This is a genomic window from Pseudomonas sp. ZY71, from assembly GCF_036542145.1.
Classification (GTDB): domain Bacteria; phylum Pseudomonadota; class Gammaproteobacteria; order Pseudomonadales; family Pseudomonadaceae; genus Aquipseudomonas; species Aquipseudomonas koreensis_A.
On the sequence record NZ_CP144274.1, the window covers coordinates 1,998,980 to 2,023,729 of the forward strand.

Below are 24,750 nucleotides of genomic sequence, written 5' to 3' on the forward strand. Positions count from 1 at the left end.
TCAAGCCGTCGCGGCATAACCGTGGCGGCGCTCCCTTACTGGCGGCTGTCCAGTTTCTATCTGTTCTATTTCGCCTTGCTCGGTTCGACAGCGCCGTTTCTGGCGCTGTACTTCGATCACCTCGGTTTCAGTCCGGCGCGCATTGGTGAACTGGTCGCGATCCCGATGCTGATGCGCTGCGTGGCGCCGAACATCTGGGGCTGGCTTGGCGATTACACCGGCAAACGCCTGGCCATCGTGCGCTTTGGCGCGGCGTGCACACTGCTGACCTTCTCGTTGATTTTCGTCAGCAAGACCTACGCCTGGCTGGCGATGGTCATGGCGCTGCACGCATTTTTCTGGCACGCGGTGCTGCCGCAATTCGAAGTCATCACCCTGGCGCATTTACAGGGGCAGACCTCGCGTTACAGCCAGATTCGCCTGTGGGGATCGATCGGTTTCATCATCACCGTGGTCGCGCTGGGGCGGCTGTTCGAATGGCTCAGCCTCGACATCTATCCGGCGGCGCTGGTGCTGATCATGGCCGGCATCGTGCTCAGCAGTCTGTGGGTGCCGAATGCGCAACCGCCGCAAGGCAATCGGCCGACCGGCGAGGGTTTCCTCAAGCAACTGCGCAATCCCGGCGTGCTGGCGTTTTACGGTTGCGTGGCGTTGATGCAGATGAGCCACGGCCCGTATTACACCTTTCTGACTTTGCACCTTGAACGGCTCGGCTACACACGCGGCACCATCGGCATGCTCTGGGCAGTGGGTGTGGTCGCTGAAGTGCTGATGTTCATGGCGATGAGCCGGATTCTTGCGCGGTTTTCCCTGCGCCGGGTGCTGATGGCGAGTTTTCTGCTGGCGGCGCTGCGCTGGTTGCTGCTAGGTTCGTTCGCCGAGTTTCTGTCGGTGCTGTTGTTCGCGCAGATTCTGCACGCAGCAACCTTCGGTAGCTTTCATGCCGCTGCCATCGCGTTCGTGCAACGTAGCTTCGGCGCGCGCCAGCAAGGGCAGGGCCAGGCGTTGTACGCCGCACTGGCCGGCACCGGCGGCGCCATGGGCGCGTTGTATTCCGGTTACAGCTGGAATGCCCTCGGCGCGACATTGACCTTTAGTATTGCCAGTCTCGCGGCGCTCGCTGCTGCCGTTATCATTGCCACACGTATGCAAGAGGACAGGCCATGAGCCTTACGCGTGAACAACTCGCCCAGCAAATCGTCGATGCCGGGCGCTTTCTTTATGGTCGCGGCTGGTCGCCGGCCACCAGCAGCAACTACTCGACGCGCCTGTCGCCGAGCGAAGCGCTGCTGACGGTGTCCGGCAAGCACAAGGGCCAGTTGGGTCTGGACGATGTGCTCGCCACTGACCTTTCTGGGAACAGCCTGGAGCCGGGTAAAAAACCGTCTGCCGAAACCTTGCTGCACACCCAGCTCTACAACTGGCGCCCAGAGATCGGCGCGGTGTTGCATACCCATTCGGTCAACGCCACGGTGCTGTCGCGCCTGACTCCGCAAGACTTTATCGAGTTCGAAGACTACGAATTGCAGAAAGCCTTCAGCGGCGTTTCGACCCACGAATCCCGGGTGCGCGTGCCGATTTTCGACAACGATCAGGACATTGCGCGCCTCGCCGCCAAGGTGCAGCCTTGGCTCGACGCCCATCCCGATTGCGTTGGTTATCTGATTCGCGGCCACGGCCTCTACACCTGGGGCGCGCAGATGAACGACGCGCTGCGGCAGATCGAGGCCTTTGAATTTCTGTTTGAATGCGAGTTGAAAACCCGCAGCGTCATGAACCGCCAAGGCTGACTTCACCGGAAGTAGCCCATTTGCCTGATGAAATGCTGTGCCCGACCGGTCTGCAAGAACCGGACGGCAAGGCCGATACCGAGGAATTGCCCCAATGAGCAGCCTGTCCGTCTATCACGTTTCCAGCCCCGATATTCCCAACAAAGTGCTGACGCACTTCGAGGACATCGCCTCGACCCTGGCCGAGCAGGGCGTGCGCTTCGACCGCTGGCAAGCCGCCGCGAAGATCCAGCCCGGTGCCACCCAGGAAGAAGTGATCAGCGCCTATAAAGAGCAGATCGACAAGCTGATGACCGAGCGCGGTTACATCACCGTCGATGTCATCAGCCTTAACAGCGATCACCCGCAAAAAGCCGAATTGCGCGCCAAGTTCCTTGAAGAACACCGTCATGGCGAAGACGAAGTCAGATTTTTCGTCGCCGGCCGTGGCCTGTTTACCTTGCACATCGATGATTACGTCTACGCCGTACTGTGCGAGAAGAACGATTTGATCTCGGTGCCGGCCGGCACCAAGCACTGGTTCGACATGGGCGAGCATCCGCACTTTGTCGCGATCCGTCTGTTCAACAACCCAGAAGGCTGGGTTGCCAACTTCACCGGCGAAGACATCGCTGGCCGTTTCCCGCGACTGGAGGACTGATTCGATGTCGATCAAAGCCATTGTCACTGACATCGAAGGCACCACCAGCGCGGTGAGTTTCGTGTTTGACGTGCTGTTTCCGTACGCGGCCAAACATTTGCCGGATTTCGTTCGGCAGAACGCCGAACGCGCCGATGTCGCTGAGCAACTCGACGCTGTGCGCCGCGATAGCAATGCGCCGCAGGCCGATGTTGAACGGGTTGTCGAGATTCTGTTGAGCTGGATCGAAGAAGATCGCAAAGCCACGCCGCTCAAAGCCTTGCAAGGCATGGTCTGGGCCCAGGGTTATCACGCCGGGCAGTTGAAAGGGCATGTTTACCCGGATGCCGTTGAAGCGCTAAAACGCTGGCACGCGGCGGGTTATCAACTGTTTGTGTACTCGTCGGGCTCGATTCAGGCACAGAAGCTGATTTTCGGTTGCTCGGAGGCGGGGGATCTGACGCCGCTGTTCAGCGGGTATTTCGACACGACGTCGGGGCCCAAGCGCGAGGCGCAGTCGTACACCAATATCCAGAAAGCCATTGGCGTTGAAGCGGGGGAGATTCTGTTCCTCTCGGACATCGTCGAAGAACTCGACGCTGCGCAGGCAGCCGGCCTGCAAACCTGCGGCCTCGCCCGTGAAGGCGGCGAATTGGGCAGTCACATCACCGTCGACACCTTCACCGGCATAGAACCCGAAGCTTTCTAACCACACAAAACCCCAATGTGGGAGCGAGCCTGCTCGCGAAGGCGGAATATCAGATAAAAATTTATCCCTGACACACCGCTTTCGCGAGCAAGCTCGCACACAGGGTTTTGCATCAACACAAAAAACAGGCCGTGAAGCGAAAGCTCCACGGCCTGTCTTGTTTAAAGCGCTTTAGAACTTACAGCGAGTGATACGTCGGCAGGGCAAAACGCTGCTGGCTCTGCAGCATGGCAATTTGCGGCAGTTCACTGGCTTGTTCAGCCAGGTCGCGGCGAATTGCACTGATCGCCCACGACAATTGGTCGCCGGCATGCAGTTGTTGATAAGTCAGTGCGCGCTTGAACACTTTGCCGTCGCTGCTGCGCAGGGTCAGCAGAATCCCGCCATCGGGGCGTGGCGCAGTGGTGACGTCGAAGTTGGAGAACAGGGAGGTAAATTTTTCTTGGATCAGGCTCATGTCTTTCAGCTCCGTATGCACTTGAATGGCAAGCATGCAAAGGAGGTTGCAGCGATTGTGCCAGCATTTGAAAATAAAAAACTCCTTATAAATCAGTAACTTGAAAAATAAGAAAATTCAGGTCGTCGTGCAAACTGCATGAATGGCCATCGTGCATCCTGCATTTTGCGGGATCATTGTCTATTCGACGGAACCAATCGTCGCCCCGGCGATCATCTTCGCGCCCGCCAAGTCAGCGGATACAAAACATTGCAAAAACCGCGTGTACAGCGCGAGAAGCGCTGACGTATTTTCGATCTCGACCTGCGCTTGAACGCGTCGGTTGCATCAAGCCAAAGCCCGAAAAATAAAAACATCGATCTGCACGTCAAGGTCGAACGGGGAGCTTCCATGAGTCACGCGCCAAGCGACACGATTACCTGGGGCATGATGCTCCGCAAACTGCCGATGATTGCCAAAGCCATCCCACGGGTGGTCAAGGGCATGAAGGTGGCAAATGTCACGGATCCGACCCAAAGCTGTGGCCTTGGCTGGACGTTCGAGCAAGCGACCCTGCGCAATCCCGAAGGCCCGGCGCTACTGCAGGGCGACGTGCTGCTGAGCTATTCGCAGGTCAATCAGTGGGCCAACCGCATTGCCCACTATCTGAACGGGCAGGGCATCGGCAAGGGCGACGTGGTCGCAGTGTTTATCGAAAATCGCCCGGAATTGCTGGTGACCATTCTGGCGCTGGCCAAGGTCGGTGCCGTCAGCGCGCTGCTCAATACTTCACAAACCCGCGACACGCTGATCCACAGCGTGAATCTGGTGGCGCCGGTGGCGATTGTCGTCGGCGAAGAACTGCTTCCGGCTTATGCGGCGATTCGCGACCAAGTGGCGATCACCGCGCCGCGCACCTGGTTTGTCGCCGATCAGGACACCTACAGCCATCCGGGCATTGCGCCCGAAGGCTACGTCAATCTGATCAGCGCCAGTGCCGATGCCTCCAGCGAAAATCCGCCGAGCAGTCAGCAGGTGTTTTTCGACGATCCGTGTTTCTACATTTACACCTCCGGCACCACCGGCCTGCCCAAGGCCGGCGTGTTCAAACATGGTCGCTGGATGCGCAGTTCTGCCAGTTTCGGCATGATCGCCCTCAACATGGGCCCCGACGATGTCGTCTACTGCACCTTGCCGCTGTATCACGCCACCGGTCTTTGCGTGTGCTGGGGCTCGGCAGTCAACGGCGCCTCGGGCTTCGCGATTCGTCGCAAGTTCAGCGCCAGCCAGTTCTGGAACGACGTGCGTCGTTATCGCGCGACCACCATCGGTTACGTCGGCGAATTGTGTCGTTATCTGGTCGATCAACCGGCCAGCGCCGATGACAGCCGCCACGATGTGCGCAAGATGATCGGCAACGGCTTGCGCCCCGGCGCATGGGCGGAGTTCAAGACCCGTTTCGCTGTCGAGCACATCTGTGAACTGTATGCGGCGAGCGACGGCAACATCGGATTTACCAACATCCTCAACTTTGACAACACCATTGGCTTCTCGCTGATGGCGTGGGAGCTGGTGGCCTACGATCATGACAGCGGTGAACCGCTGCGCAGCGCCGATGGATTCATGAGCAAGGTTGGCAAAGGTGAGCAGGGCTTGCTGCTGGCGCGGATCGACGAGAAGGCGCCGCTGGACGGCTACACCGATCCGCAGAAAACCGCCAAAGTCGTGCTGCACGACGTGTTTACCAAGGGTGACCGTTTCTTCAACACCGGTGATCTGCTGCGCAACATCGGTTTTGGCCACGCACAATTTGTTGATCGGCTCGGTGATACGTATCGCTGGAAGGGCGAAAACGTCTCGACCACTGAAGTCGAAAACCTGTTGCTGCAACACCCGCACATCTCCGAAGCAGTGGCTTATGGCGTGGAAATCCGCAACACCAACGGCCGTGCCGGAATGGCGGCGATCACGCCTGCGGAATCCCTTGCAACCCTGGATTTCGCCGAGTTGCTGACCTTTGCCCGGGAACGTATGCCGGCCTACGCGGTGCCGTTGTTCCTGCGGGTGAAGGTGAAAATGGAAACCACCGGCACCTTCAAATATCAGAAAACCCGCCTGAAAAATGAAGGCTTCGACCCCGGTCAGACGGGCGATGATCCGATCTACGCCTGGCTGCCCGGAACGCAGACTTATGTTCGGGTCACTGACGACGTATTGGCCGAAATTCATCAGGGCAAACATCGTTATTGAATCTGGCTATGGGCAGGCTTGAGAAAAAGGGGGTGACAGCCACGGCCTCGCTCGGGAAACTGTCGGCTTTCCGATTGACCGAAAGTGGAGTTGCCCCATGTCCGACCAAAGCCGCCAGATGACCCCTGAAGAAGCTGCCGAATTCACTGAGCAGGTTTTCAACAAGGCGCGCGACGGTGATGCCGAGATGCTTGATCGTCTGGTCACGGCCGGTTTGCCGGTCAACCTGAAAAACAGCAAGGGCGACACCCTGTTGATGCTGGCCAGTTATTACGGCCATGTGGATGCGGTGCAAGTGCTGCTTAGACACAAAGCCGACCCGGAAATGCGCAATGGCAACGGCCAGAGTCCGATTGCCGGTGCGGCGTTCAAAGGTGATTTGGCAGTGGTCAAGGCGCTGGTCGAGGCGGGTGCCGAGATTGAGGGCTCGTCGTTTGATGGGCGTACGGCGCTGATGATGGCAGCGATGTTCAACCGTGTTGAAATCGTTGAATACCTGATCAGCAAAGGCGCCAACGCGCAGGCCAAGGACGCCAACGGCGTGACGGCGCTGGACGCTGCACGGACGATGGGCGCGGTTGATACGACTGCGCAGCTGGAAAAATTGCTGGGTTGATAAGATCAGAAGATCGCAGCCTGCGGCAGCTCCAACACTGATTGCGTTTGTGGCCCGTTTCGCGGTCGAACGCTGAACTTGTAGGAGCTGCCGCAGGCTGCGATCTTTTGCTTTGTGCGCTATCCTCCGCGCCCTCGAAATCACCTTCGCCACAGGATCCGCCCTCATGAAAGCCGCACTCGTCGAACTCATCAGCAAAATCAGCTCCGGCTGCATGGGCGAGGACGAGATCCTGAAAGTCGCCGACGAAGCGGCACAGGCCTACGCCGATGCCGATGCTTTTCTGGCAGCCAACCCCGACATCAACTACGACGACACCTTCCCGATCCCGCTGGGCGAGTGGGTCGTGGTCGGTAGCTTGCCGGAAACCGTGCTGTTCCAGGCTGACACTTACGTTGACCTGTTCGCGCAGATCGTCGCCTCGTTCGGCCCGGGCGTCGATTTCAACCTCAAGCCCAAGCAACTGGCCAAGACCGAAGCCCTGACTGCACTCAACCGCATCCAGGTGCAAATGAGCAGCATGAACAAGGAAAACGGCGGTTACACACTGATGAACTTCAGCCAACTGCTCGACGACGAATTGCAAATGGTGTTGGTCTTCGGCAACGACGTGCCTCGGGTGCTGGAACTGTGCGCCGAAGTCGGCATCGCCGCCGCACCCTCGCTCGAAGCCCTGAAGATCGCCGTTCACGTCTGAGTGCAATAAAAGGGAACCCTGCGCGCGACCGTCTATCCTAAAAGTGCATGCCACTATTCTGGAGCGACACCATGGGTTCCACGTTCAACGGTCTGATTGGCCTGATCATCCTTGCCCTCGACATCTGGGCCATCATCAACGTGTTGAAAAGCGGCGCGACCACCGGGATGAAAATCGTCTGGGTGCTGCTGATCATCCTCCTGCCAGTGCTGGGCCTGATCATCTGGGCGATCGCCGGACCGCGGGGCAACGTGCGGATCTGAGCCGATCCCGAGAACACCGCAATACCCTGTGGGAGCGAGCCTGCTCGCGATAGCTATCCTTCAGTCAATGAGTCAGTGACTGAAAAACCGCTATCGCGAGCAGGCTCACTCCTACAAGGGATTGCGGGTTGCCGATAAAGTGAGGTTCGACCTGTCATCTTCGGCAACGTAGAATGCGCGCCTTTCCCGGGCAATCGTCCCCACGATTGGCGCCCGCGCATTCATCGGAGCACTTGACCATGACCGTCACCAAAACCAGCGAGTACCTGGAAACCCTCTACGAAGGCTACGGCCAGCGTTTTCGCATGGAAAAACTGCTGCACGAAGTGCGCACCGAACACCAGCACCTGGTGATCTTCCAGAACCCGCGCATGGGCCGTGTCATGGCGCTGGACGGCGTGATCCAGACCACCGAAGCCGACGAATTCATCTACCACGAAATGCTCACCCATGTGCCGATCCTCGCCCATGGCAGTGCCAAGCGCGTACTGATCATTGGCGGCGGTGACGGTGGCATGCTGCGCGAAGTGACCAAGCACGCCGGCGTTGAACACATCACCATGGTCGAGATCGACGGCACCGTGGTCGACATGTGCAAAGAGTTCCTGCCGAACCACTCCAGCGGCGCCTACGACGATCCGCGTCTGAACCTGGTGATCGACGACGGCATGCGTTTCGTCGCCACCACCACGGAAAAATTCGACGTGATCATCTCCGACTCCACTGACCCGATCGGCCCGGGCGAAGTGTTGTTCTCGGAGAACTTCTACCAGGCGTGCCACCGCTGCCTGAACGAGGGCGGCATTCTGGTGACCCAGAACGGCACACCGTTCATGCAGATCGACGAAGTGAAAACCACCGCCGGGCGTCTGAACAGCCTGTTCCCGGACTGGCACTTCTATCAGGCGGCCGTACCGACCTACATCGGCGGTTCGATGACATTTGCGTGGGGCTCGACCAACCCGGCCTACCGCAAGCTCAGCCGTGAAACCCTGCAACAGCGTTTCATCGGCAGCGGCATCGTCACGCGCTACTACAACCCGGAAATCCACATCGGCGCGTTCGCCTTGCCGCAGTACGTGCTGCAGGCGATCAACAAGCCAAGCAACGACTAAAAGAACACCGCATTACCCCTGTGGGAGCGAGCCTGCTCGCGAAGGCGTCAGGTCAGTCAAAGAATATGTCGACTGGACAGACCCCTTCGCGAGCAGGCTCGCTCCCACATTTGTTTGCCCCCCACGATAGATGTCGTTTTTTTCATCTTCGCCCGCTGTAATCCTTTTGAACCAACTTTCGGCGTTCACAGTCGAGATAGTGGTAAGCCCATTTGCGGGTTTGATCGAGGAGGCACCGATGCAAAAGTGGAAAGTCACTTTCGTGAACGATCATGGTGAAATTGTCGATGAGGTGTTCGACCGCGCTGAATGCCCCACCGACGATGAGGCCGCTCGATTGATCAAGGAACGGCTCCTGCCAGTCGCCGCCAAACTGGATCTCAACGATCTGGAAGGGCGAACCCCCGATGCTGGCGTCAAAAGCCTCGAAACCCAAAACAGCATCAAGATCCGCAGCATCACTCCAATCTGAAAATCTTCCTTCATCCGAAGCAACCAGGCCTTGGCAGCAGCTCTATCTTGAGGCTACTCTGCAAGCGAGATCAGCGAACGGATCGCTAAGGTCTGGTCTTGTCAGCTACATGCTTGTTCCCGCGTGCAACCACGTTGCCGTAGTACTTTGGCCAGAGGCCCGGGGCGGGAATACGGAAAGTCTATCCATCTATGCGAGGGGGACGATTCATGAGCACAGCCTATCAAGAAGACATCAGCAGCAATGTTCTGCGCCGCATGAAAGAAGGCGGTTTCGATTTTTCCCGATTCCATCCCATCGAGTTCTACGCGATTTTCCCGGACGAGGAGCGGGCGCGCAGGGCGGCAGGCAAATTTCGCGGTGAGTCCATCAATGCCCAGGTCAGCGTGCGTGATGACGGTGCGTGGGCGCTGGAATTAAGCAAAGTGATGTACGCGACCTATGACGATATCGGCGACTTCGAGCAGGGATTCTCTGCCGTGGTTGAACCTCTGGGTGGCATCATCGAGGGCTGGGGCGTAAAGCAGGAGGTGCGCAACCGCCACCGTTTGAACTGATCTCTGGTTTCATTTGTTGAACAACGGCTGACCTTCGGGTTGGCCGTTGTCATTTCCGACGTAAGCAAAACGCTGTGGCAAAACCCTGAAACAAGAAACCGAGGCAAAAAAAAGCCACCGGAGAGGGTGGCTAAAAGGGAAGACCGATAAGGAGAGGAAACCGGTCAGGGTTAAGGCAGGGTGGGCTGCGCAGGCAGTCCAGGTCAGTTGAGCTGGCGACTTCGCGGCGCTGTGCGCGGGGAAGTTTTGCAGCGGATGCGCGGATTATCCGCAGGCAGCGCCGGGCAGTGAAATCAACTCTGACTATGCTGGTGATAGGCGATGCAGTGCGTCGCAATGAAGCGGGGGCAATCCGGTTGGGGCATTTGCCGCACAGGAATGGTGCGGTGCCTGCGGCGTGTATTTCCAACCGATTGAAATCAAAGCGTTTATGCCGATGGCACGGGCCTTGCGAAGGCCTGTAGGTCCGGGTGACAAGGAGTACGGCATGATCCGCACCTATTTTGATGAGATGTACGACGCCGGCGGCCAGGTTCGCCCGCATTATCGGGAGTTCGCCCGATGGCTGGCTGACACGCCTGACGAACTGTTGGCCCAGCGGCGACGTGAGGCCGATCTGCTGTTCCATCGCGCCGGCATTACCTTCACGCTCTACGGCGATGAGCAGGGCACCGAGCGCCTGATTCCTTTCGACACCATTCCGCGCAGCATTCCCGCCAGCGAGTGGCGGATCGTTGAGCGCGGCTGCATCCAGCGGGTCAAGGCGCTGAATATGTTTCTCGCTGACCTCTATCACGAGCAGCGCATCATCAAGGCCGGGATCATTCCTGCCGAACAGGTGCTGGCCAACGAGCAATATCAGTTGGCGATGCAAGGCCTCGATCTGCACCGCGATATCTATTCGCACATCTCCGGCGTCGATCTGGTGCGCGATGGTGACGGCACTTACTACGTGCTTGAAGACAACCTGCGCACTCCGAGCGGCGTGAGCTACATGCTCGAAGACCGCAAGATGATGATGCGCCTGTTCCCGGAGCTGTTCGCCGCCCAGCGCATCGCGCCGATCGATCATTACCCGAACCTGTTGCTCGACACCCTGAAAAGCTCAAGCCCGATCGATGACCCGAGCGTGGTGGTGCTGACGCCGGGGCGCTTCAACAGTGCGTTCTTCGAGCACGCGTTTTTGGCGCGGGAAATGGGTGTGGAGCTGGTCGAGGGCGCGGATCTGTTCGTGCGTGACGATAAAGTCTTCATGCGCACCACCGACGGCCCGAAAGCGGTGGACGTGATCTACCGCCGCCTCGACGATGCGTTCCTCGACCCGCTGGCGTTCAACCCCGACTCGATGCTCGGTGTGCCGGGGCTGCTCTCGTCTTATCGCTCGGGCAACGTCGTGTTGGCCAATGCCATCGGCACCGGTGTGGCGGACGACAAATCGGTGTACCCGTTTGTTACCGACATGATCCGGTTCTACCTCGACGAAGAACCGATCCTGAAGAACGTGCCGACCTGGCAATGCCGCAACCCGTCTGAACTTTCCCACGTGCTGGCCAATCTTCCAGATCTGGTGGTCAAGGAAACTCAAGGCTCCGGTGGTTACGGAATGCTCGTGGGGCCGGCGTCGACGACGGCGGAAATCGACGCCTTCCGCGAGCGCATCAAAGCCAAGCCGCACGCATACATCGCGCAACCGACGCTGTCGCTGTCGACCTGTCCGACCTTTGTCGAAAACGGCATCGCCCCGCGCCATATCGACTTGCGTCCGTTTGTCTTGTCCGGGCGCGAAACCCGCGTGGTGCCTGGCGGTTTGACCCGTGTGGCGCTGCGTGAAGGTTCCCTGGTGGTGAATTCCTCCCAGGGCGGCGGAACCAAGGACACCTGGGTGGTCGAGGATTGAAGGAAGCTTGCCATGTTAAGTAGAACTGCCTCGGATCTGTATTGGATGTCGCGTTATCTGGAGCGGGCGGAAAACCTCGCCCGGATGCTCGACATCAGTTATTCGCTGTCGCTGATGCCGCAGGATGGTCGCGGCGATGGTTTGCACGAACTGGCGATGCCACTGCTCATCACTGGCACCCTCGACGATTATCTGGAGCGCCACGGCGCGCTGCATGCCGAACGCCTGCTGCACTTTTTTGCCCTCGACGCCGCCAACCCGGCGAGCATCTACAGTTGCCTCGGCGCGGCGCGGGCCAGCGCCCATGCCGTGCGCGGGCGCATCACGGCGGACATGTGGGAGAACATCAATTCGACATGGCTGGAGATTCGCGGGATCGCCGAACAGGGCCTCAGTCGCTATGGCATGAGCCGTTTCTGCGAATGGATCAAGGAGCGTTCGCACCTGTTTCGTGGTGCGTCCTACGGCACGATCATGCGTAACGATGCATTTCGTTTCATTCGTCTCGGGACGTTCATCGAACGCGCGGACAACACGCTGCGGTTGCTCGATGCCCGCTATGAAATGGCCGGCGATCAGGCTGAAGCGGTCAGCGACGGTACGGCCCACGCTTATTACCAGTGGAGTGCCTTGCTGCGCGCCTTGTCCTCCTTCGAGGCCTACACCGAAATCTACCGCGATGCGCCCGGCGCCCGTCACGTCGCCGAGTTGCTGCTGTTGCGTGCCGATGTCCCGCGTTCACTGCGCGCCTGCACCGAAGAGATCGACCAGATTCTCGCGCAGTTGCCTGGCGCCAATGGCCGACCGGCGCAACGTCTGGCAGCAGAGATGGACGCGCGCCTGCGCTACACCGGCATCAACGAAATTCTCGAGGAAGGCCTGCACGCCTGGCTGACCGAATTCATCCCGCTGGTGCGCCAGTTGGGCAACGCCATTCACAGTTCCTACCTGGAGGCTGCATGAGACTTTCCATAAGCCACGAGACCACCTATCACTACGAAGATCAGGTGCGGGCGAGCATCCAGTACCTGCGGCTGACCCCCCACGACAGCGAGCGTCAGCATGTGCTGAGCTGGCAACTCGACCTGCCACGCCCGGTGCGCGCGCAACTCGATCCGTTCGGCAATATCCTGCATGTGCTGACCATGGATGAACCGCACGAAGCGATCATCATCGGCGCCCGAGGGCAGGTCGATATCGACGAATTGCGCGAGGCCGAGCACGAGAGCCAGTCGGCGCTGCCGTTTCTGCGCTTCACTCGCTTGACCGAGGCCGATGAGGCGCTGCGTGCGTTCGCGGAAAAATCCTGCAAGCAGCGGCGCGATCGCACGGCGCTGATTGATTTGATGCACGGTTTGAATCAGCACATGACGTATACGCCGGGTTCTACTGAAGTCGACACCAGCGCGGCGGAAGCTTTCGCCGGACGTGCCGGGGTTTGTCAGGATCACGCTCACGCGTTTCTGGCTTGTGCACGTAGTCTCGGGATTCCGTCACGTTATGTGTCGGGCTATTTGTACAGCGAGGATTGCGAGCATTTGGCGAGCCACGCCTGGGCGGAAGCCTGGCTGGATGACGCTTGGTACAGCTTTGATGTGACCAATCAACTGGCGCGGCCGGAGCGGCATTTGAAACTGGCGGTGGGTCTGGATTATCTGGATGCCTGCCCGGTACGCGGCATGCGCCGGGGCGGTGGGTGCGAGCAGATGCATGCGAAAGTGTTTGTCTCGCCGACGCCAGTCCTCTCCGTCCAGCAACAGTAACTGGCCCACACAAAACCCTTGTAGGAGTGAGCCTGCTCGCGATAGCGGTCTGTCAGTTACAAATGTGCTGACTGATACACCGCTATCGCGAGCAGGCTCACTCCTACAAGGAAATGTGCTCAGGGCTTAACCTTGCGCCCGGCCATGTGTTTCAAATATCCCACCAACATCTGCAAATCCCCCTCCGGCAACACCTCTACCGAAAACCCCGGCATCTTCGCCTGTGGCCACTGACGCAGACTCTGCGGATCACGAATGTAACGCTTGAGGAAATCCGCGCCGAAATACTCGGTCGGGTTATACGGAATATTCAGATCCGGCCCGAACTGCGCATCCCCCGCACCGTTCAACCGGTGGCACGCCAGACAGTTTTTCTGAAACAGTGCAAATCCCAGGTTCACCGGGTCATCCGCCTTCAACTCTGGATCCGGCAGCAGGGCCGGGAAGCGTTCGGCCACTGGTGCCATGCGCTTGATGCTCGCGACCTGGAATGGCCATTGCTCCGGGCTGATATTGCCAGCCTGTGGATCGGTCCAGACCAGATAGAACGGCCCGGCGCTGTGCTTGCCTTCCGACAGTGGCGGCCATGGTTGAGCCGGATCTTCGATGGCCAGCCATGCCCGTGCGCCGTCGCGGTTGAGTAACGGAGCCGCAGCCAATTCCGCGGCAAACCCATCCAGTGCCACCGCTTGCAGATGATCTTGCGGTTTTATCCCGGTCAGCAGCGCAGCCACAGGCACGACGCGATAGGTCATGTCCTTCTTGTAGGACACATCGTTTTTGATCGTGAGGGTTTGCACTTGAGGATGCTTGAGCAGTTCTTCGGTCTGCCAGGTGCGGCTGTTTGCGCCCAGTTGCAGATCCAACTGGGCGGCAGACAAGGGCATGCTCAGCAGCATGGCCCCGAACACAATGAGCGCTTTCAAATGATCGCCGTCCATGTCGTGAGAGTGCGCAAAGGTTGGCACAGCCACGCTGGCCCGGGTAGCGGGCCAGTCACATTTTCAGTGGCGATAAACAGCACCTGCCGCTCGATTCAGCCGATGACCTTGGTCAGATTCGGCAAAATCAACAACAGCGTCGTGGCGAAAAGAATGAGCCCTGCTTGACGAACTTTCGGTTGTTTGAACATGGCTTGACCGCCTTTATTGTTATTTCCTGATGCTTGCCTGCATATCCATGACGGCAAGCGCTGCACTTCCTGTTGAAGAACGTCGGCCTCGGCAAAACCCGACGACTCTGACGTACATGTACTACCTTAGGGCCCGCGTCACGCTTGGCTTAGATCCATTTCATATGGAGTGCTAGGCAATTGCGATTAAAAAGGCATGAGGCTTATTGCCAGCTTCTTTGCCGCCCGCTGGCTAGACAACTCGCCGACCTGAACCGGTTCACCCAGCCTTCTGTGACCGTCCGTCTGAGCGTGGGCGTCAACCGCATTGAGCGCTGTGGTCATTGAAACCATGACGGCTTGGGCCAAGAGTGAAGGTACAAGAAATCACTCACCGCACAGGTTCGAGGACGACATGACCCAAGCTTTGATATTCGATGCGCTACGCACGCCCCGTGGCAGAGGCAAGGCCGATGGCGCTCTGCACAGCGTCAAACCGGTGAATCTGCTGGCCGGTCTGCTGACCGCGCTGCAAGCGCGTAACGCGCTGGACACCAGTCAGGTCGATGACGTGGTGGTCGGCTGCGTCACGCCGATTGGCGATCAGGGCTCGGACATCGCCAAAACCGCCGTGCAAGTGGCCGATTGGGACGTCAGCGTTGCGGGCGTGCAGATCAACCGTTTCTGCGCCTCGGGACTCGAAGCGGTCAACCTTGGCGCAATGAAAGTGCGTTCGGGCTTCGAAGACCTGGTGGTGGTCGGTGGTGTCGAGTCGATGTCGCGGGTGCCGATGGGCAGCGATGGCGGCGCCTGGGCGCTGGACCCGCAAACCAATCTGCACAGTCATTTCACTCCGCAAGGTGTTGGCGCGGACCTTATCGCCACGCTGGAAGGCTTCAGCCGTCAGGACGTCGATGCCTACGCCTTGCACTCGCAACAGAAAGCCGCACGGGCGCGGGCTGACGGCTCGTTCAACAAGTCGCTGGTGCCGGTGCAGGACCAGAACGGCATCATCCTGCTCGATCATGATGAATTCATTCGTGCCGAGTCGACTCTGGAAGGCTTGGGCAAGCTCAAGCCGAGTTTCGAAATGATCGGGCAGATGGGCTTCGACGCGACCGCGCTGCGGGTTTACAGCCATGTCGAGCGGATCAATCACGTGCACACACCGGGTAACAGTTCCGGGATCGTCGACGGTGCCGCACTAATGCTGATCGGCTCCGAAGCCAAAGGGCGGGCGCTGGGGCTGCAACCGCGAGCGCGCATTGTCGCCACAGCGGTTACCAGCACCGACCCGACCATCATGCTCACCGGCCCTGCGCCGGCAACGCGCAAGGCACTGGCCAAGGCCGGGTTGCGCGTTGAAGACATCGACCTGTTCGAGGTCAACGAAGCGTTTGCTTCGGTGGTGCTGAAGTTCATCAAGGACATGGCCGTCGACCCCGACAAGGTCAATGTCAACGGCGGCTCCATCGCCATGGGCCACCCGCTGGGCGCGACCGGTTGCGCGATCCTCGGCACCTTGCTCGATGAGCTGGAAGTGCGGCGCCTGCGCTATGGCCTGGCGACGCTGTGCGTCGGCGGCGGCATGGGCATTGCCACCATCATCGAACGCCTCTGAGCCCCGAATTCAAGGAACCTTGTTATGAGCGAAGCCATTCGTTACGAAAAAGGCCAGGACGCGATCGTCGTGCTGACCATCGACATGCCGGGCCAGAGCGCCAACACCATGAACGCTGTGTACCGCGAGGCCATGGCTGCGTGCGTCGCCCGGCTGGTGGCGGAAAAAGACAACATTGCCGGGGTCATCATCACATCGGCGAAGAAAACCTTCTTTGCCGGCGGCGACCTCAATGAGCTGATCAAGGTCGGCAAGCCAGAAGCCAAAGCCTTCTACGACATGGTGCTGACCCTCAAGGGGCAATTGCGCACTCTGGAAACCCTCGGCAAACCGGTGGTCGCGGCGATCAACGGCGCGGCGTTGGGCGGCGGTTGGGAAATCTGCCTCGCCTGTCATCATCGCGTGGCGCTGGACGATGCATCGGTGCAACTCGGTCTACCGGAAGTGACCCTCGGCCTGTTGCCGGGCGGCGGCGGGGTGGTGCGCATGGTGCGTATGCTTGGCATCGAAAAGGCGCTGCCGTATTTGCTCGAAGGCAAGAAAGTGCGTCCGCAACAGGCGTTACAGGCGGGTTTGATTGATGAACTGGCGGCGGATCGCGATGAATTGCTGGCCAAGGCGCGCGCCTGGATCGTTGCCAATCCGACGGCAGTGCAGCGCTGGGATGTGAAGGGTTATCAGATTCCGGGCGGCACGCCGTCGAACCCGAAAGTCGCGCAGATGCTGGCGATTGCGCCGTCGATTCTGCGCAGTAAGACCCAAGGGACAATGCCGGCGCCGGAGAAAATCCTCTGCGCGGCAGTCGAGGGCGCTCAGGTCGATTTCGACACCGCGCACCTGATCGAAACCCGTTACTTCACTGAACTGACCACCGGGCAGATCTCGAAAAACCTGATCGGCACGTTCTGGTTTCAACTCAATGAGATCAACGCCGGAGGTTCGCGGCCGCAGGGCTTTGCGCCTTATAAGACGCAGAAGGTCGGCGTGCTCGGCGCCGGGATGATGGGCGCGGGGATTGCATTTGTCAGTGCTTTGGCGGGGATTGAAGTGGTGCTCAAGGACGTCAATCTGGCTGCCGCCGAAAAAGGCAAAGCACATTCTGCCGCGTTGCTGGACAAGAAAGTCGCTCGCGGACAGATGGATGCTTCGAAGCGTGATGAGGTGTTGGCGCGGATCAAGCCGTCCGAAAGTGATGCCGACCTCGCGGGTTGCGATCTGATCATCGAGGCGGTGTTTGAAGATCGCGATCTCAAGGCCAGGGTTTCCTCTGCCGCCCAGCAAATTGTCGGCGCCGAAGCTGTCATCGCCTCGAATACATCGACGCTGCCGATCACCGGCCTGGCAAAGGCTGTGCCTGATCCTGGAAAATTCATCGGTCTGCATTTCTTCAGTCCGGTAGAGAAAATGCCATTGGTGGAAATCATCAAAGGCGCGCAGACCAGCGACGAAACCCTGGCTCGAGGTTTCGATTTCGTCCTGCAAATCAAGAAGACCCCGATTGTGGTCAACGACAGTCGCGGCTTCTTTACCTCGCGGGTATTCGGCACGTTCACCAATGAAGGCATTGCCATGCTTGGTGAAGGCGTGAGCGCGCCAATGATCGAGACCGAAGCGCGCAAGGCCGGGATGCCGGTCGGACCTCTGGCGATCTCCGACGAAGTTTCCCTCAGCCTGATGAGCCATATCCGTCAGCAAACCGCCAAGGACCTACAGGCAGAAGGGAAATCGCTGATTGAGCACCCGGCCTTCGCCGTGATTGACTTGCTGCTTAACGAATACAAGCGTCCGGGCAAAGCGGCGGGTGGCGGTTTCTACGATTACCCGGCCGGTGCACAGAAACATTTGTGGCCCGAGTTGAAGACGCATTTCGAAAAGGCTGATGGGCAGATTTCGCCCAAAGACGTGCGCGACCGGCTGCTGTTCGTGCAAGCGATCGAAACCGTGCGCTGTGTGGAGGAGGGTGTGCTGACCTCGACGGCAGACGCCAACGTTGGCTCGATCTTCGGTATCGGTTTTGCAGCGTGGACGGGCGGCGCATTGCAGTTCATCAACCAATACGGGGTGAAGGATTTCGTCGCCCGTGCGCAGTATCTGGCCGAGCAGTATGGCGAGCGTTTCGCGCCGCCAGCGTTGCTGCTGGATAAAGCGGCAAAAGGTGAAATGTTCTAAGGGCAACGAGCATTCCGGGGCTTGCCTTGCCGGGGTGTTTCAAGGCAGGCTCTGGGGTGTTCATTATTCCCATCACGTGTCAGGTATTTTTTATGTCGCTACGCATCTGCATTCTGGAAACCGACATCCTGCGTCCGGAACTGGTCGATCAATATCAGGGTTACGGGCAGATGTTCCAGCGCCTGTTCTCGCAGCAACCGATTGCCGCCGAGTTCACTGTCTACAACGTGATGCAGGGCGAATACCCGAGCGACGACCAAACCTTCGACGCGTACCTGGTCACCGGCAGCAAGGCTGACTCGTTTGGTACTGATCCATGGATCCAGACCCTCAAGGTATACCTGCTGACTCGATACGAGCGTGGCGACAAACTGCTCGGCGTGTGCTTCGGCCATCAACTGCTGGCGCTGCTGCTCGGCGGCAAGAGCGAGCGTGCGACGCAGGGTTGGGGCGTCGGCACTCACAACTACAAACTGGCGGCCAAGGCGCCGTGGATGAGTCCGGTACGTGAGGAACTGACGCTGCTGATCAGCCACCAGGATCAGGTCACCGCGTTGCCGGAAAATGCCACGGTCATTGCTTCCAGCGATTTCTGCCCGTTCGCGGCGTATCACATCAACGATCAGGTGCTGTGCTTCCAGGGGCATCCGGAATTTATCCACGATTATTCGCGGGCGCTGCTGGATTTGCGTCAGGAAGCGTTGGGGTCGCAGATCTACACGAAGGGCGTGGCCAGCCTCGAGCAGGAACACCATGGTGCGACGGTTGCGGAATGGATGATGCGGTTTGTGGCGCATAAGCCAGAAACTGTCTGAGGCCAAAAGCTTCGCGAGCAGGCTCGCTCCCACATTGGATTTTCGGTGCGCCACCGATCAATGTGCGAGCGAGCCTGCTCGCGGATGTTCCAGACAACTCGGTCTGCTCTACAACCACCCGGATTTCTTGAAGCTCGCCCACAAACTTACACATCCCACCGCAATAAACCCCAGCACCCCGAAGTAACCGTAGTGCCAGCTCAACTCCGGCATGTTCTGGAAGTTCATCCCGTAAATCCCTGCCACCGCTGTCGGAAACGCCAGGATTGCCGCCCATGCAGCAAACTTGCGCTGCACCACGCTTTGCCGTGAAGCCTCGAGCAACACACCGATCTCGATGGTCTGGCTGGCGATGTCGGCCAAAGTGCTCAGGTCTTCCATCTGCCGCGTTACGTGGATCTGCACATCGCGGAAGTACGGGCGCATGTTCTTGTCGATAAACGGGAAACTCAGTTTCTGCAGTTCCTCGCCAATCTCCACCATCGGCGCCGCGTACCGGCGCAGGCGCACGACATCGCGGCGCAAGCCATGCAGCTTCTGAATGTCACGTTCATTCAACGCGCTACACAACACGTTGCGCTCCAGTTCATCGATTTCGGCATGGATCGCTTCACCGACCGGCTGGTAGTTCTCGATGACGAAATCGAGCAACGCATACAGTACGAAATCTTCCCCATGCTCTAGCAGCAGCGGACGCGCCTCACAGCGTTGGCGGACATGGGCGTAGGACGCTGAGTGGCCGTTACGCGCGGTGATGATGTAGCCCTTGCCGGCGAAGATGTGCGTTTCGATGAACTGCAGAACGCCGTGTTCGCGGATGGGCGAATAGGTGACGATAAACAGAGCGTCGCCAAAGGTTTCCAGCTTCGGTCGGCTGTGTTTTTCCAGGGCGTCTTCAATGGCCAGTTCGTGCAGGTTGAACTGACGTTGCAGATTGGACAGTTCCTGTGCGTCCGGTTCTTCCAGACCAATCCAGACAAAGTGACCGGTTTTCGCGGCCCAGGCAGCGCCTTCGTCGAGGGTAATATTGGTGACTTTCTTGCCTGCGCTGTACACCGCAGCAGCAACAACTCGACCCATGGTGGTGATTCACTTCTTCTTGGCAGGTGGCAGGGAATACAAGGCTTCAGCTTAGCCGTGTCGCTGCTTGAGAGTCAGTGAAATCTGTACAGTTCACCGGGCAAAAGAAAACCCGCACAGGGCGGGTTGTCTTTTCAGGCGGCTTGCAGTTGCCGATCCATCGACTCAATGCACTCGCGCATCTGTTCGCGGCACTGATTGATGAGCATGGGCATGTCATCCATGGTCAATCCGGCTGTAGGAATCGCTGGCAGCGAGCGTATGAGGATTTTCCCGCTGCGCCAGCGATTCAGGCGCATGTGCTTGATGTAACTGCTCACGCAAACCGGAACGATCGGTACACCAGCGGCAATTGCCATCTGGAACGCGCCTTTCTTGAAGGGCAGCAATTCTTCGCCGAGGTTGCGCGTGCCTTCCGGGAACACCCAGATCGAGGTGTCTTCGTTCTGCAAGGTATTGGTGGTGGTCAGCATCGACTGGCGTGCCTTGTGCGCATTGCCACGGTCGATCAACACATTGCCGGCCAGCCAGAACAGTTGTCCGAACAGTGGCACCCACTTGAGGCTCTTCTTGCCGATGCACACGGTACGGCGCGGCACGACGTTGCCGAAAACGAACAAGTCATAGTTGGACTGATGGTTGGCGATGATCACGCAACTGTCGGGTTTGTTCATCAAACCGCTGACATCGGATTTCACCCGTAAACGCAAAATACACATCGCTGGTAGCGCGTAGAGGCGGGCGCACAGCCGGCTGTTGTCCGGATTGAACGGGCGGCAGATCCCGAGAATCACCCCGAGCACGCCGGCGAGAATAAAGTGCAGGCCCATCAATAACATACGAAACACGAACAGCATTTTCAGGCCCCACCGGGACAAAAGGTGGCGCAGTGTACGGATGTGCACTGTTTTCGGCAATTGCCACTATAGAGTCCGGAGATAGCCGATGTTTAAGCGCATGTTTCCGAATGGATGGTCAGACCTGTCCTAGAGCTGTTGCAGACTTTTAAACCATGCGTGCAAGAAAAAGCCCGACACGACGGTCGGGCTTTTCGTTACGTTCTTGAATCCAGCCTTAACCCAGATGCTCCTGATCCTGGATGATCGCGTTATCCAGCGCTTCCAGCAGTGCCTTACGGACTTTCAACTTGGTGTTCTTGTGCGCGAGCATATTGATCTTTTTCAACTGACGCGCAGCGGCGAGGGCGGCACCTTGCAGCTCTTCGGCGGAAACCACCTTGTCGAGAAAACCGGCATCCACGGCGCTTTTCGGATCGAACATCTCGCCGTTGATCACCGAGCGGTGAAACGCCGAGCGACGCAGACGATCACGCGCCAACTCGATACCTGCGTTATGCATTGTCATGCCGATCTGCACTTCGTTCAGACCGATGCTGAACGGGCCATCAACACCGATGCGGTAATCGGCAGACAACAGAATAAACGCGCCCTTGGCCACGGCATGACCCGGGCAAGCGACGATCACCGGGAACGGGTGAGAGAGCAGACGACGCGCCAACGTCGAACCGGCAGTCACCAACGCTACCGCTTCTTTCGGGCCTGCGGTCATCACCTTCAGGTCATAGCCGCCGGACAAAATTCCGGGCTGACCGGTAATGATCACGATGGCACGATCCGTCACCGCCTGATCCAGCGCCGCGTTGAATGCCGCAATCACGTCCGGAGAAATGGCATTGACCTTGCCGTTGCTCAAGGTCAGGGTCGCGATACCGTCTTCGAGGTGGTAGGAAATCAACTCACTCATGACGCTATTCCTTGTAAGAAAGATGGGCAGACGTTACCCACCGCCGCAGGCCAGGTAAAGCGCCGTGACTGACTCGCCAGTCATCGTTTCACGGCCGATCCAGCGTGGCGAGGCATTCTGCTTCTATATAGAAGGGCCGCACCCACCGAAGATTGGCCGGTTTGCCATGGCCCGCCGGTGGGCAAAATGGTTTTTTCTCTTAACCGCATGAAAATTCTGAAAAAAAGTTTGCCATCGCAAAAGCTTTCGACTACATTAGCGCGCCTCGACAGACAGAACATGTTTGAAGAGATACGGTGAAGTGTCCGAGTGGCTTAAGGAGCACGCCTGGAAAGTGTGTATACAGGAAACTGTATCGAGAGTTCGAATCTCTCCTTCACCGCCACATTCAGTAAGCGCAAACCCCTGATTTTCCTAGAGAAAGTCGGGGGTTTGTGGTTTTTGGTGTCTGAAAAAAGTCCATATGGGACTGAGATGGGACTGGCGCGCGATTTGGTGCGGGAAGCAGAACTTCGCGATTGATTGGTTGAGCATGATCCGGTTGCAATGAACTAATCTCTGCAGACACTGCTATCAAGGACGAATCAATGCCAAATAACTCAGACTCCAACATCGCCACGGCAGACGCTCTGACCTTGCTTCTGCATAACCAACATGCCCTGGGTGCGGCCATAGAAGAGGTCACTAAATGGCTTTCAGATAATGGCGAAATGACTGTTGCAGAAAGCGCACTCATGGCCATAGAAACCCTGGACACGAACTCAAAAGCGCTTACGGATGCGATTACGCGACTAAGGCAGTCTTGAGGAAACGCCTTAGAGGGAGGGTAGCTAACGGCCAGAAGAGGTCAATCAAGTACGGGCCGGCCGGCAATGCCTCGATCCTTGACCGCTGCGCCCGAGTAATGCGTCCCGCTGGCTAAAAGCAATTAACGCACACCCCCGGATACGCTTCGCTTACTCGTAGACTGGCATCGCCCCGCGTCATGCGGTCGGAACCGTCCTATCTCTTGTTCTTCAGTCTTGAATGTGCGGATAAATTACTGAGCTAATAGTCTTGATGCATTGTTTGTGAGTTATTAATAGTTAAATCAAATAGTAATTTGGGACTTCACTTGTCGCGCGCCTTGCCGATTACTGGTAGCGTTTGATGTCAATAAGCCACGATTGGTATATTCGGAAAATTACAGGGAGTGACATGAGCGAAGTCTGGACAAAAATCAGTCAGTTAAAAGAACCCATGAACGATGCATACAATTATAAGGGAAGGCATCATAAGGAGTTTTTTTCAAAAATATTTCTTCAAACTGAAGAGTTGCAGAAGTGCCTAAATCCAGACATTTATTTTTTGATTGGAGAGAAAGGGTCTGGCAAAACAGCATACGCTGTTTACTTGGAAAACAATCCTGACAGGTATCATGTTTCCAAACTTACATCAATGACTGAGACTCAGTATAAAAGATTTATCAGTCTTAAGAAAGAGAGCAAGCTTAACTACAGTGACTATGCCAATATTTGGAGGTCGATGCTTCTCTTTATTATCAGTCAGATGATAATTGAGAAGTCAAAAAAAACATTTCACCGATTTACTGGTAAGTTTAGAGCTCTCGAAGATCAGATTTCTAAATGGACAAAAAACGCGCTAAACCCAGAGGTCGAAACAGCATTCGATGCTTTAAATGAGTTGGTTTTTTCGGCGACCGCGAAAGTACCAAACCTCGATTTGAGTGCGGTGTCAAAACAAGGTGAATCGGAGAAGGGGCAAATCCTTAAGCATCACCTCCTTAACTTAGAGCAGTCATTCAAAGAGGCTATCGCGGACTTGTCGCTCGGCAAATCCCATGCTCTTTTTATAGATGGAATAGACTTTCGACCTGAGCAAATCAGTCATCGGGAATATATTGAGTGCATAAAAGGTTTGGGTGAAGCTGTCTGGCAGCTGAACACTGATTTCTTTTCCGGCATTAACGACTCTAAAGGCCGGATAAAAATATGCCTGCTTGTGCGCCCTGATGTCTTGAATACTTTAAATCTTTACAACTCTAATTCTCGAATTCAAGATAACTCCATACTGCTGAACTGGTCGACTGATGAAAGAGATCACAAGCAAGCAGGAATATATAAGCTGTGCGACAAGTTTCTCGCCAGTCAGCAAATTACGAAGCAGCAGCTTGGGGTAAGCTGGGAACACTATTTCGATACGCCGCGTGAGCCTAGCAAAGTATTCAAGCATTTGCTCAAAACAACTTTTCATAAGCCAAGAGATTTTTTAACTTTTATAAAGATTTCGCGCGGCCTTGAAATTAAATATGGTAAGGGAGGGAATGATGTGTTTTCTCCCGATATGATAAATTCGTCAAGGTTCTCTAAAGAGTTTTCCGAGTATTTGCTGGGCGAAGTTAAGAATTATGCGGCGTTCTATATGACGCACGAAGACTTTACTAAATATATAAAGTTTTTCCAGTTTCTAGATGGGCGAAGTAGGTTTTCTACTGCTCATTTTGTGGAAGCCTTTGCTAGTTTTAAGAAGTGGGCTAACGGTGAGGAGTTTGATGCTCCTCGCTACTTGACTGATGCGGAGACATTGTTGCAGTTGTTTTTTGATGTCAATGTTATTGGGTATAAGGACGTAACGTCCTCTGGGAATAATGTTTTCTACCATTGGGCATATCGTGAGAGAACACTTAACAATATTGCACCAGCGGTGAAATTTGGTGCGGATCTACTACTAAACCCCGGTATCGCAAAAGCGTTGGACGTGGGAAGTCAGTTTAAATCAGTTACACAGGTAAGCGATCGTAAAGCTAAGATAAAAAAACGCGTGAGACGCAACGCACCTCGTGAGCGTTCTTGAAGATTAAAACAAGAGATTAAGATCTTTTATCACAACACGCGATGCGTGCATGCATGGTTGCCAGGATTGAGAGTGGCCCCGACTGGGGCCTGTCGATCCGCTTCGGCGGCAGTGGGGCGCACTGGGTGCCGGTACGCTCGCGTCGTGAGCGCA

24 protein-coding genes and 1 tRNA gene are annotated in these 24,750 nt (G+C 57.1%); 20 read left to right on the top strand and 5 right to left on the bottom strand.

Translation table 11 applies throughout. The features are described from left to right. Positions 1-21 precede the first annotated feature (21 nt). The 4 genes from VY732_RS08940 to mtnC all read left to right on the top strand — a co-directional run bounded on the left by VY732_RS08940 (position 22) and on the right by mtnC (position 3,118). Positions 22-1,167, top strand: coding sequence for an MFS transporter (locus VY732_RS08940; RefSeq protein ID WP_331695203.1), 1,146 nt, complete (start codon positions 22-24; stop codon positions 1,165-1,167). Beyond that, the gene (locus VY732_RS08945; protein WP_331695204.1) at positions 1,164-1,790 is read left to right on the top strand and encodes a methylthioribulose 1-phosphate dehydratase; all 627 of its coding nucleotides are present in this window, start codon (positions 1,164-1,166) and stop codon (positions 1,788-1,790) included. Before VY732_RS08940 ends, VY732_RS08945 begins: the two co-directional genes overlap by 4 nt. 94 nt (positions 1,791-1,884) lie before the next feature. Beyond that, on the top strand, positions 1,885-2,430 hold the full coding sequence (locus tag VY732_RS08950) for a 1,2-dihydroxy-3-keto-5-methylthiopentene dioxygenase (protein ID WP_007914042.1): 546 nt from the start codon (positions 1,885-1,887) through the stop codon (positions 2,428-2,430). Positions 2,431-2,434: 4 nt separating this feature from the next. Continuing rightward, positions 2,435-3,118: an acireductone synthase gene (gene mtnC / locus VY732_RS08955; RefSeq protein WP_137219039.1), complete on the top strand. Its 684-nt coding sequence runs from the start codon at positions 2,435-2,437 to the stop codon at positions 3,116-3,118. A gap of 178 nt (positions 3,119-3,296) precedes the next feature. Here the strand turns inward: mtnC and VY732_RS08960 are convergent, their stop codons facing one another. Further along, complete coding sequence (locus VY732_RS08960; protein WP_008080936.1) at positions 3,297-3,575, bottom strand: DUF3509 domain-containing protein; 279 nt, start codon at positions 3,573-3,575, stop codon at positions 3,297-3,299. Between the two features lie 390 nt (positions 3,576-3,965). On the opposite strand from VY732_RS08960, the gene VY732_RS08965 reads away from it, so the two are divergent. The 10 genes from VY732_RS08965 to VY732_RS09010 all read left to right on the top strand — a co-directional run bounded on the left by VY732_RS08965 (position 3,966) and on the right by VY732_RS09010 (position 13,184). After that, positions 3,966-5,804: a long-chain-acyl-CoA synthetase gene (locus tag VY732_RS08965; protein ID WP_331695205.1), complete on the top strand. Its 1,839-nt coding sequence runs from the start codon at positions 3,966-3,968 to the stop codon at positions 5,802-5,804. A gap of 97 nt (positions 5,805-5,901) precedes the next feature. After that, on the top strand, positions 5,902-6,420 hold the full coding sequence (locus VY732_RS08970; RefSeq protein ID WP_331695206.1) for an ankyrin repeat domain-containing protein: 519 nt from the start codon (positions 5,902-5,904) through the stop codon (positions 6,418-6,420). Positions 6,421-6,586: 166 nt separating this feature from the next. After that, positions 6,587-7,117 (top strand): hypothetical protein, encoded by a 531-nt coding sequence (locus VY732_RS08975; protein ID WP_077571791.1) that lies wholly within the window; start codon positions 6,587-6,589, stop codon positions 7,115-7,117. A 71-nt stretch (positions 7,118-7,188) separates the two neighbouring features. After that, positions 7,189-7,380, top strand: coding sequence for a PLDc N-terminal domain-containing protein (locus VY732_RS08980; RefSeq protein ID WP_007914053.1), 192 nt, complete (start codon positions 7,189-7,191; stop codon positions 7,378-7,380). Between the two features lie 239 nt (positions 7,381-7,619). After that, positions 7,620-8,495, top strand: coding sequence for a polyamine aminopropyltransferase (gene speE, locus VY732_RS08985; RefSeq protein WP_016982904.1), 876 nt, complete (start codon positions 7,620-7,622; stop codon positions 8,493-8,495). A gap of 238 nt (positions 8,496-8,733) precedes the next feature. After that, positions 8,734-8,967, top strand: a complete 234-nt coding sequence (locus VY732_RS08990; RefSeq protein ID WP_331695207.1) for a hypothetical protein — start codon at positions 8,734-8,736, stop codon at positions 8,965-8,967. 209 nt (positions 8,968-9,176) lie between these two features. Then, the gene (locus VY732_RS08995; RefSeq protein WP_007914059.1) at positions 9,177-9,524 is read left to right on the top strand and encodes a ribonuclease E inhibitor RraB; all 348 of its coding nucleotides are present in this window, start codon (positions 9,177-9,179) and stop codon (positions 9,522-9,524) included. Between the two features lie 487 nt (positions 9,525-10,011). Next, positions 10,012-11,421: a circularly permuted type 2 ATP-grasp protein gene (locus VY732_RS09000; RefSeq protein ID WP_016982906.1), complete on the top strand. Its 1,410-nt coding sequence runs from the start codon at positions 10,012-10,014 to the stop codon at positions 11,419-11,421. 12 nt (positions 11,422-11,433) lie between these two features. Continuing rightward, the gene (locus VY732_RS09005) at positions 11,434-12,384 is read left to right on the top strand and encodes an alpha-E domain-containing protein (protein WP_016982907.1); all 951 of its coding nucleotides are present in this window, start codon (positions 11,434-11,436) and stop codon (positions 12,382-12,384) included. Beyond that, entirely contained in the window at positions 12,381-13,184 is an 804-nt protein-coding gene (locus VY732_RS09010; protein ID WP_331695208.1) for a transglutaminase family protein, read from the top strand. The genes VY732_RS09005 and VY732_RS09010 overlap by 4 nt, the downstream gene beginning before the upstream one ends. 119 nt (positions 13,185-13,303) lie before the next feature. Here VY732_RS09010 and VY732_RS09015 read toward each other — a convergent pair whose 3' ends face one another. After that, a complete protein-coding gene (locus VY732_RS09015) occupies positions 13,304-14,125 on the bottom strand; it encodes a c-type cytochrome (RefSeq protein ID WP_331695848.1) in 822 nt (273 codons plus the stop codon). A gap of 585 nt (positions 14,126-14,710) precedes the next feature. Here VY732_RS09015 and VY732_RS09020 point away from each other — a divergent pair. The 3 genes from VY732_RS09020 to VY732_RS09030 all read left to right on the top strand — a co-directional run bounded on the left by VY732_RS09020 (position 14,711) and on the right by VY732_RS09030 (position 18,900). After that, positions 14,711-15,916, top strand: coding sequence for an acetyl-CoA C-acetyltransferase (locus tag VY732_RS09020; protein WP_331695209.1), 1,206 nt, complete (start codon positions 14,711-14,713; stop codon positions 15,914-15,916). Between the two features lie 24 nt (positions 15,917-15,940). Next, the gene (locus VY732_RS09025) at positions 15,941-18,085 is read left to right on the top strand and encodes a 3-hydroxyacyl-CoA dehydrogenase NAD-binding domain-containing protein (RefSeq protein ID WP_331695210.1); all 2,145 of its coding nucleotides are present in this window, start codon (positions 15,941-15,943) and stop codon (positions 18,083-18,085) included. A gap of 92 nt (positions 18,086-18,177) precedes the next feature. After that, positions 18,178-18,900: an amidotransferase gene (locus tag VY732_RS09030; RefSeq protein WP_331695211.1), complete on the top strand. Its 723-nt coding sequence runs from the start codon at positions 18,178-18,180 to the stop codon at positions 18,898-18,900. A 108-nt stretch (positions 18,901-19,008) separates the two neighbouring features. On the opposite strand, the gene VY732_RS09035 is transcribed toward VY732_RS09030, so the two are convergent. From VY732_RS09035 to VY732_RS09045, 3 genes are all read right to left on the bottom strand, one after another. Further along, complete coding sequence (locus VY732_RS09035) at positions 19,009-19,980, bottom strand: magnesium and cobalt transport protein CorA (protein ID WP_116032841.1); 972 nt, start codon at positions 19,978-19,980, stop codon at positions 19,009-19,011. A gap of 134 nt (positions 19,981-20,114) precedes the next feature. Then, positions 20,115-20,837, bottom strand: coding sequence for a lysophospholipid acyltransferase family protein (locus VY732_RS09040; protein WP_116032837.1), 723 nt, complete (start codon positions 20,835-20,837; stop codon positions 20,115-20,117). Between the two features lie 217 nt (positions 20,838-21,054). Continuing rightward, a complete protein-coding gene (locus VY732_RS09045) occupies positions 21,055-21,744 on the bottom strand; it encodes a crotonase/enoyl-CoA hydratase family protein (RefSeq protein ID WP_331695212.1) in 690 nt (229 codons plus the stop codon). A gap of 295 nt (positions 21,745-22,039) precedes the next feature. Between VY732_RS09045 and VY732_RS09050 the strand changes: the two genes are divergently transcribed. The 3 genes from VY732_RS09050 (at position 22,040) to VY732_RS09060 (ending at position 24,597) form a co-directional block, all read left to right on the top strand. Beyond that, positions 22,040-22,129 (top strand) — tRNA-Ser (locus VY732_RS09050). Between the two features lie 202 nt (positions 22,130-22,331). After that, positions 22,332-22,550, top strand: a complete 219-nt coding sequence (locus VY732_RS09055) for a hypothetical protein (RefSeq protein WP_331695213.1) — start codon at positions 22,332-22,334, stop codon at positions 22,548-22,550. A gap of 391 nt (positions 22,551-22,941) precedes the next feature. Next, on the top strand, positions 22,942-24,597 hold the full coding sequence (locus VY732_RS09060) for a P-loop ATPase, Sll1717 family (protein WP_331695214.1): 1,656 nt from the start codon (positions 22,942-22,944) through the stop codon (positions 24,595-24,597). Positions 24,598-24,750 lie beyond the last annotated feature (153 nt).

Bases quoted from the DNA above. Each gene is read 5' to 3' on its own strand.
- VY732_RS08945 (WP_331695204.1), top strand. From the start codon at position 1,164: ATGAGCCTTACGCGTGAACAACTCGCCCAGCAAATCGTCGATGCCGGG.
- VY732_RS09025 (WP_331695210.1), top strand. From the start codon at position 15,941: ATGAGCGAAGCCATTCGTTACGAAAAAGGCCAGGACGCGATCGTCGTG.
- VY732_RS09010 (WP_331695208.1), top strand. From the start codon at position 12,381: ATGAGACTTTCCATAAGCCACGAGACCACCTATCACTACGAAGATCAG.
- VY732_RS09040 (WP_116032837.1), bottom strand. From the start codon at position 20,837: ATGCTGTTCGTGTTTCGTATGTTATTGATGGGCCTGCACTTTATTCTC.
- VY732_RS09035 (WP_116032841.1), bottom strand. From the start codon at position 19,980: ATGGGTCGAGTTGTTGCTGCTGCGGTGTACAGCGCAGGCAAGAAAGTC.
- VY732_RS08990 (WP_331695207.1), top strand. From the start codon at position 8,734: ATGCAAAAGTGGAAAGTCACTTTCGTGAACGATCATGGTGAAATTGTC.
- VY732_RS09005 (WP_016982907.1), top strand. From the start codon at position 11,434: ATGTTAAGTAGAACTGCCTCGGATCTGTATTGGATGTCGCGTTATCTG.
- VY732_RS09045 (WP_331695212.1), bottom strand. From the start codon at position 21,744: ATGAGTGAGTTGATTTCCTACCACCTCGAAGACGGTATCGCGACCCTG.
- VY732_RS08960 (WP_008080936.1), bottom strand. From the start codon at position 3,575: ATGAGCCTGATCCAAGAAAAATTTACCTCCCTGTTCTCCAACTTCGAC.
- VY732_RS08970 (WP_331695206.1), top strand. From the start codon at position 5,902: ATGTCCGACCAAAGCCGCCAGATGACCCCTGAAGAAGCTGCCGAATTC.
- mtnC (WP_137219039.1), top strand. From the start codon at position 2,435: ATGTCGATCAAAGCCATTGTCACTGACATCGAAGGCACCACCAGCGCG.
- VY732_RS08965 (WP_331695205.1), top strand. From the start codon at position 3,966: ATGAGTCACGCGCCAAGCGACACGATTACCTGGGGCATGATGCTCCGC.
- VY732_RS09055 (WP_331695213.1), top strand. From the start codon at position 22,332: ATGCCAAATAACTCAGACTCCAACATCGCCACGGCAGACGCTCTGACC.
- VY732_RS08950 (WP_007914042.1), top strand. From the start codon at position 1,885: ATGAGCAGCCTGTCCGTCTATCACGTTTCCAGCCCCGATATTCCCAAC.
- VY732_RS09030 (WP_331695211.1), top strand. From the start codon at position 18,178: ATGTCGCTACGCATCTGCATTCTGGAAACCGACATCCTGCGTCCGGAA.
- VY732_RS09060 (WP_331695214.1), top strand. From the start codon at position 22,942: ATGAGCGAAGTCTGGACAAAAATCAGTCAGTTAAAAGAACCCATGAAC.
- VY732_RS09020 (WP_331695209.1), top strand. From the start codon at position 14,711: ATGACCCAAGCTTTGATATTCGATGCGCTACGCACGCCCCGTGGCAGA.
- VY732_RS08980 (WP_007914053.1), top strand. From the start codon at position 7,189: ATGGGTTCCACGTTCAACGGTCTGATTGGCCTGATCATCCTTGCCCTC.
- VY732_RS08995 (WP_007914059.1), top strand. From the start codon at position 9,177: ATGAGCACAGCCTATCAAGAAGACATCAGCAGCAATGTTCTGCGCCGC.
- speE (WP_016982904.1), top strand. From the start codon at position 7,620: ATGACCGTCACCAAAACCAGCGAGTACCTGGAAACCCTCTACGAAGGC.
- VY732_RS09000 (WP_016982906.1), top strand. From the start codon at position 10,012: ATGATCCGCACCTATTTTGATGAGATGTACGACGCCGGCGGCCAGGTT.
- VY732_RS08975 (WP_077571791.1), top strand. From the start codon at position 6,587: ATGAAAGCCGCACTCGTCGAACTCATCAGCAAAATCAGCTCCGGCTGC.
- VY732_RS09015 (WP_331695848.1), bottom strand. From the start codon at position 14,125: ATGGACGGCGATCATTTGAAAGCGCTCATTGTGTTCGGGGCCATGCTG.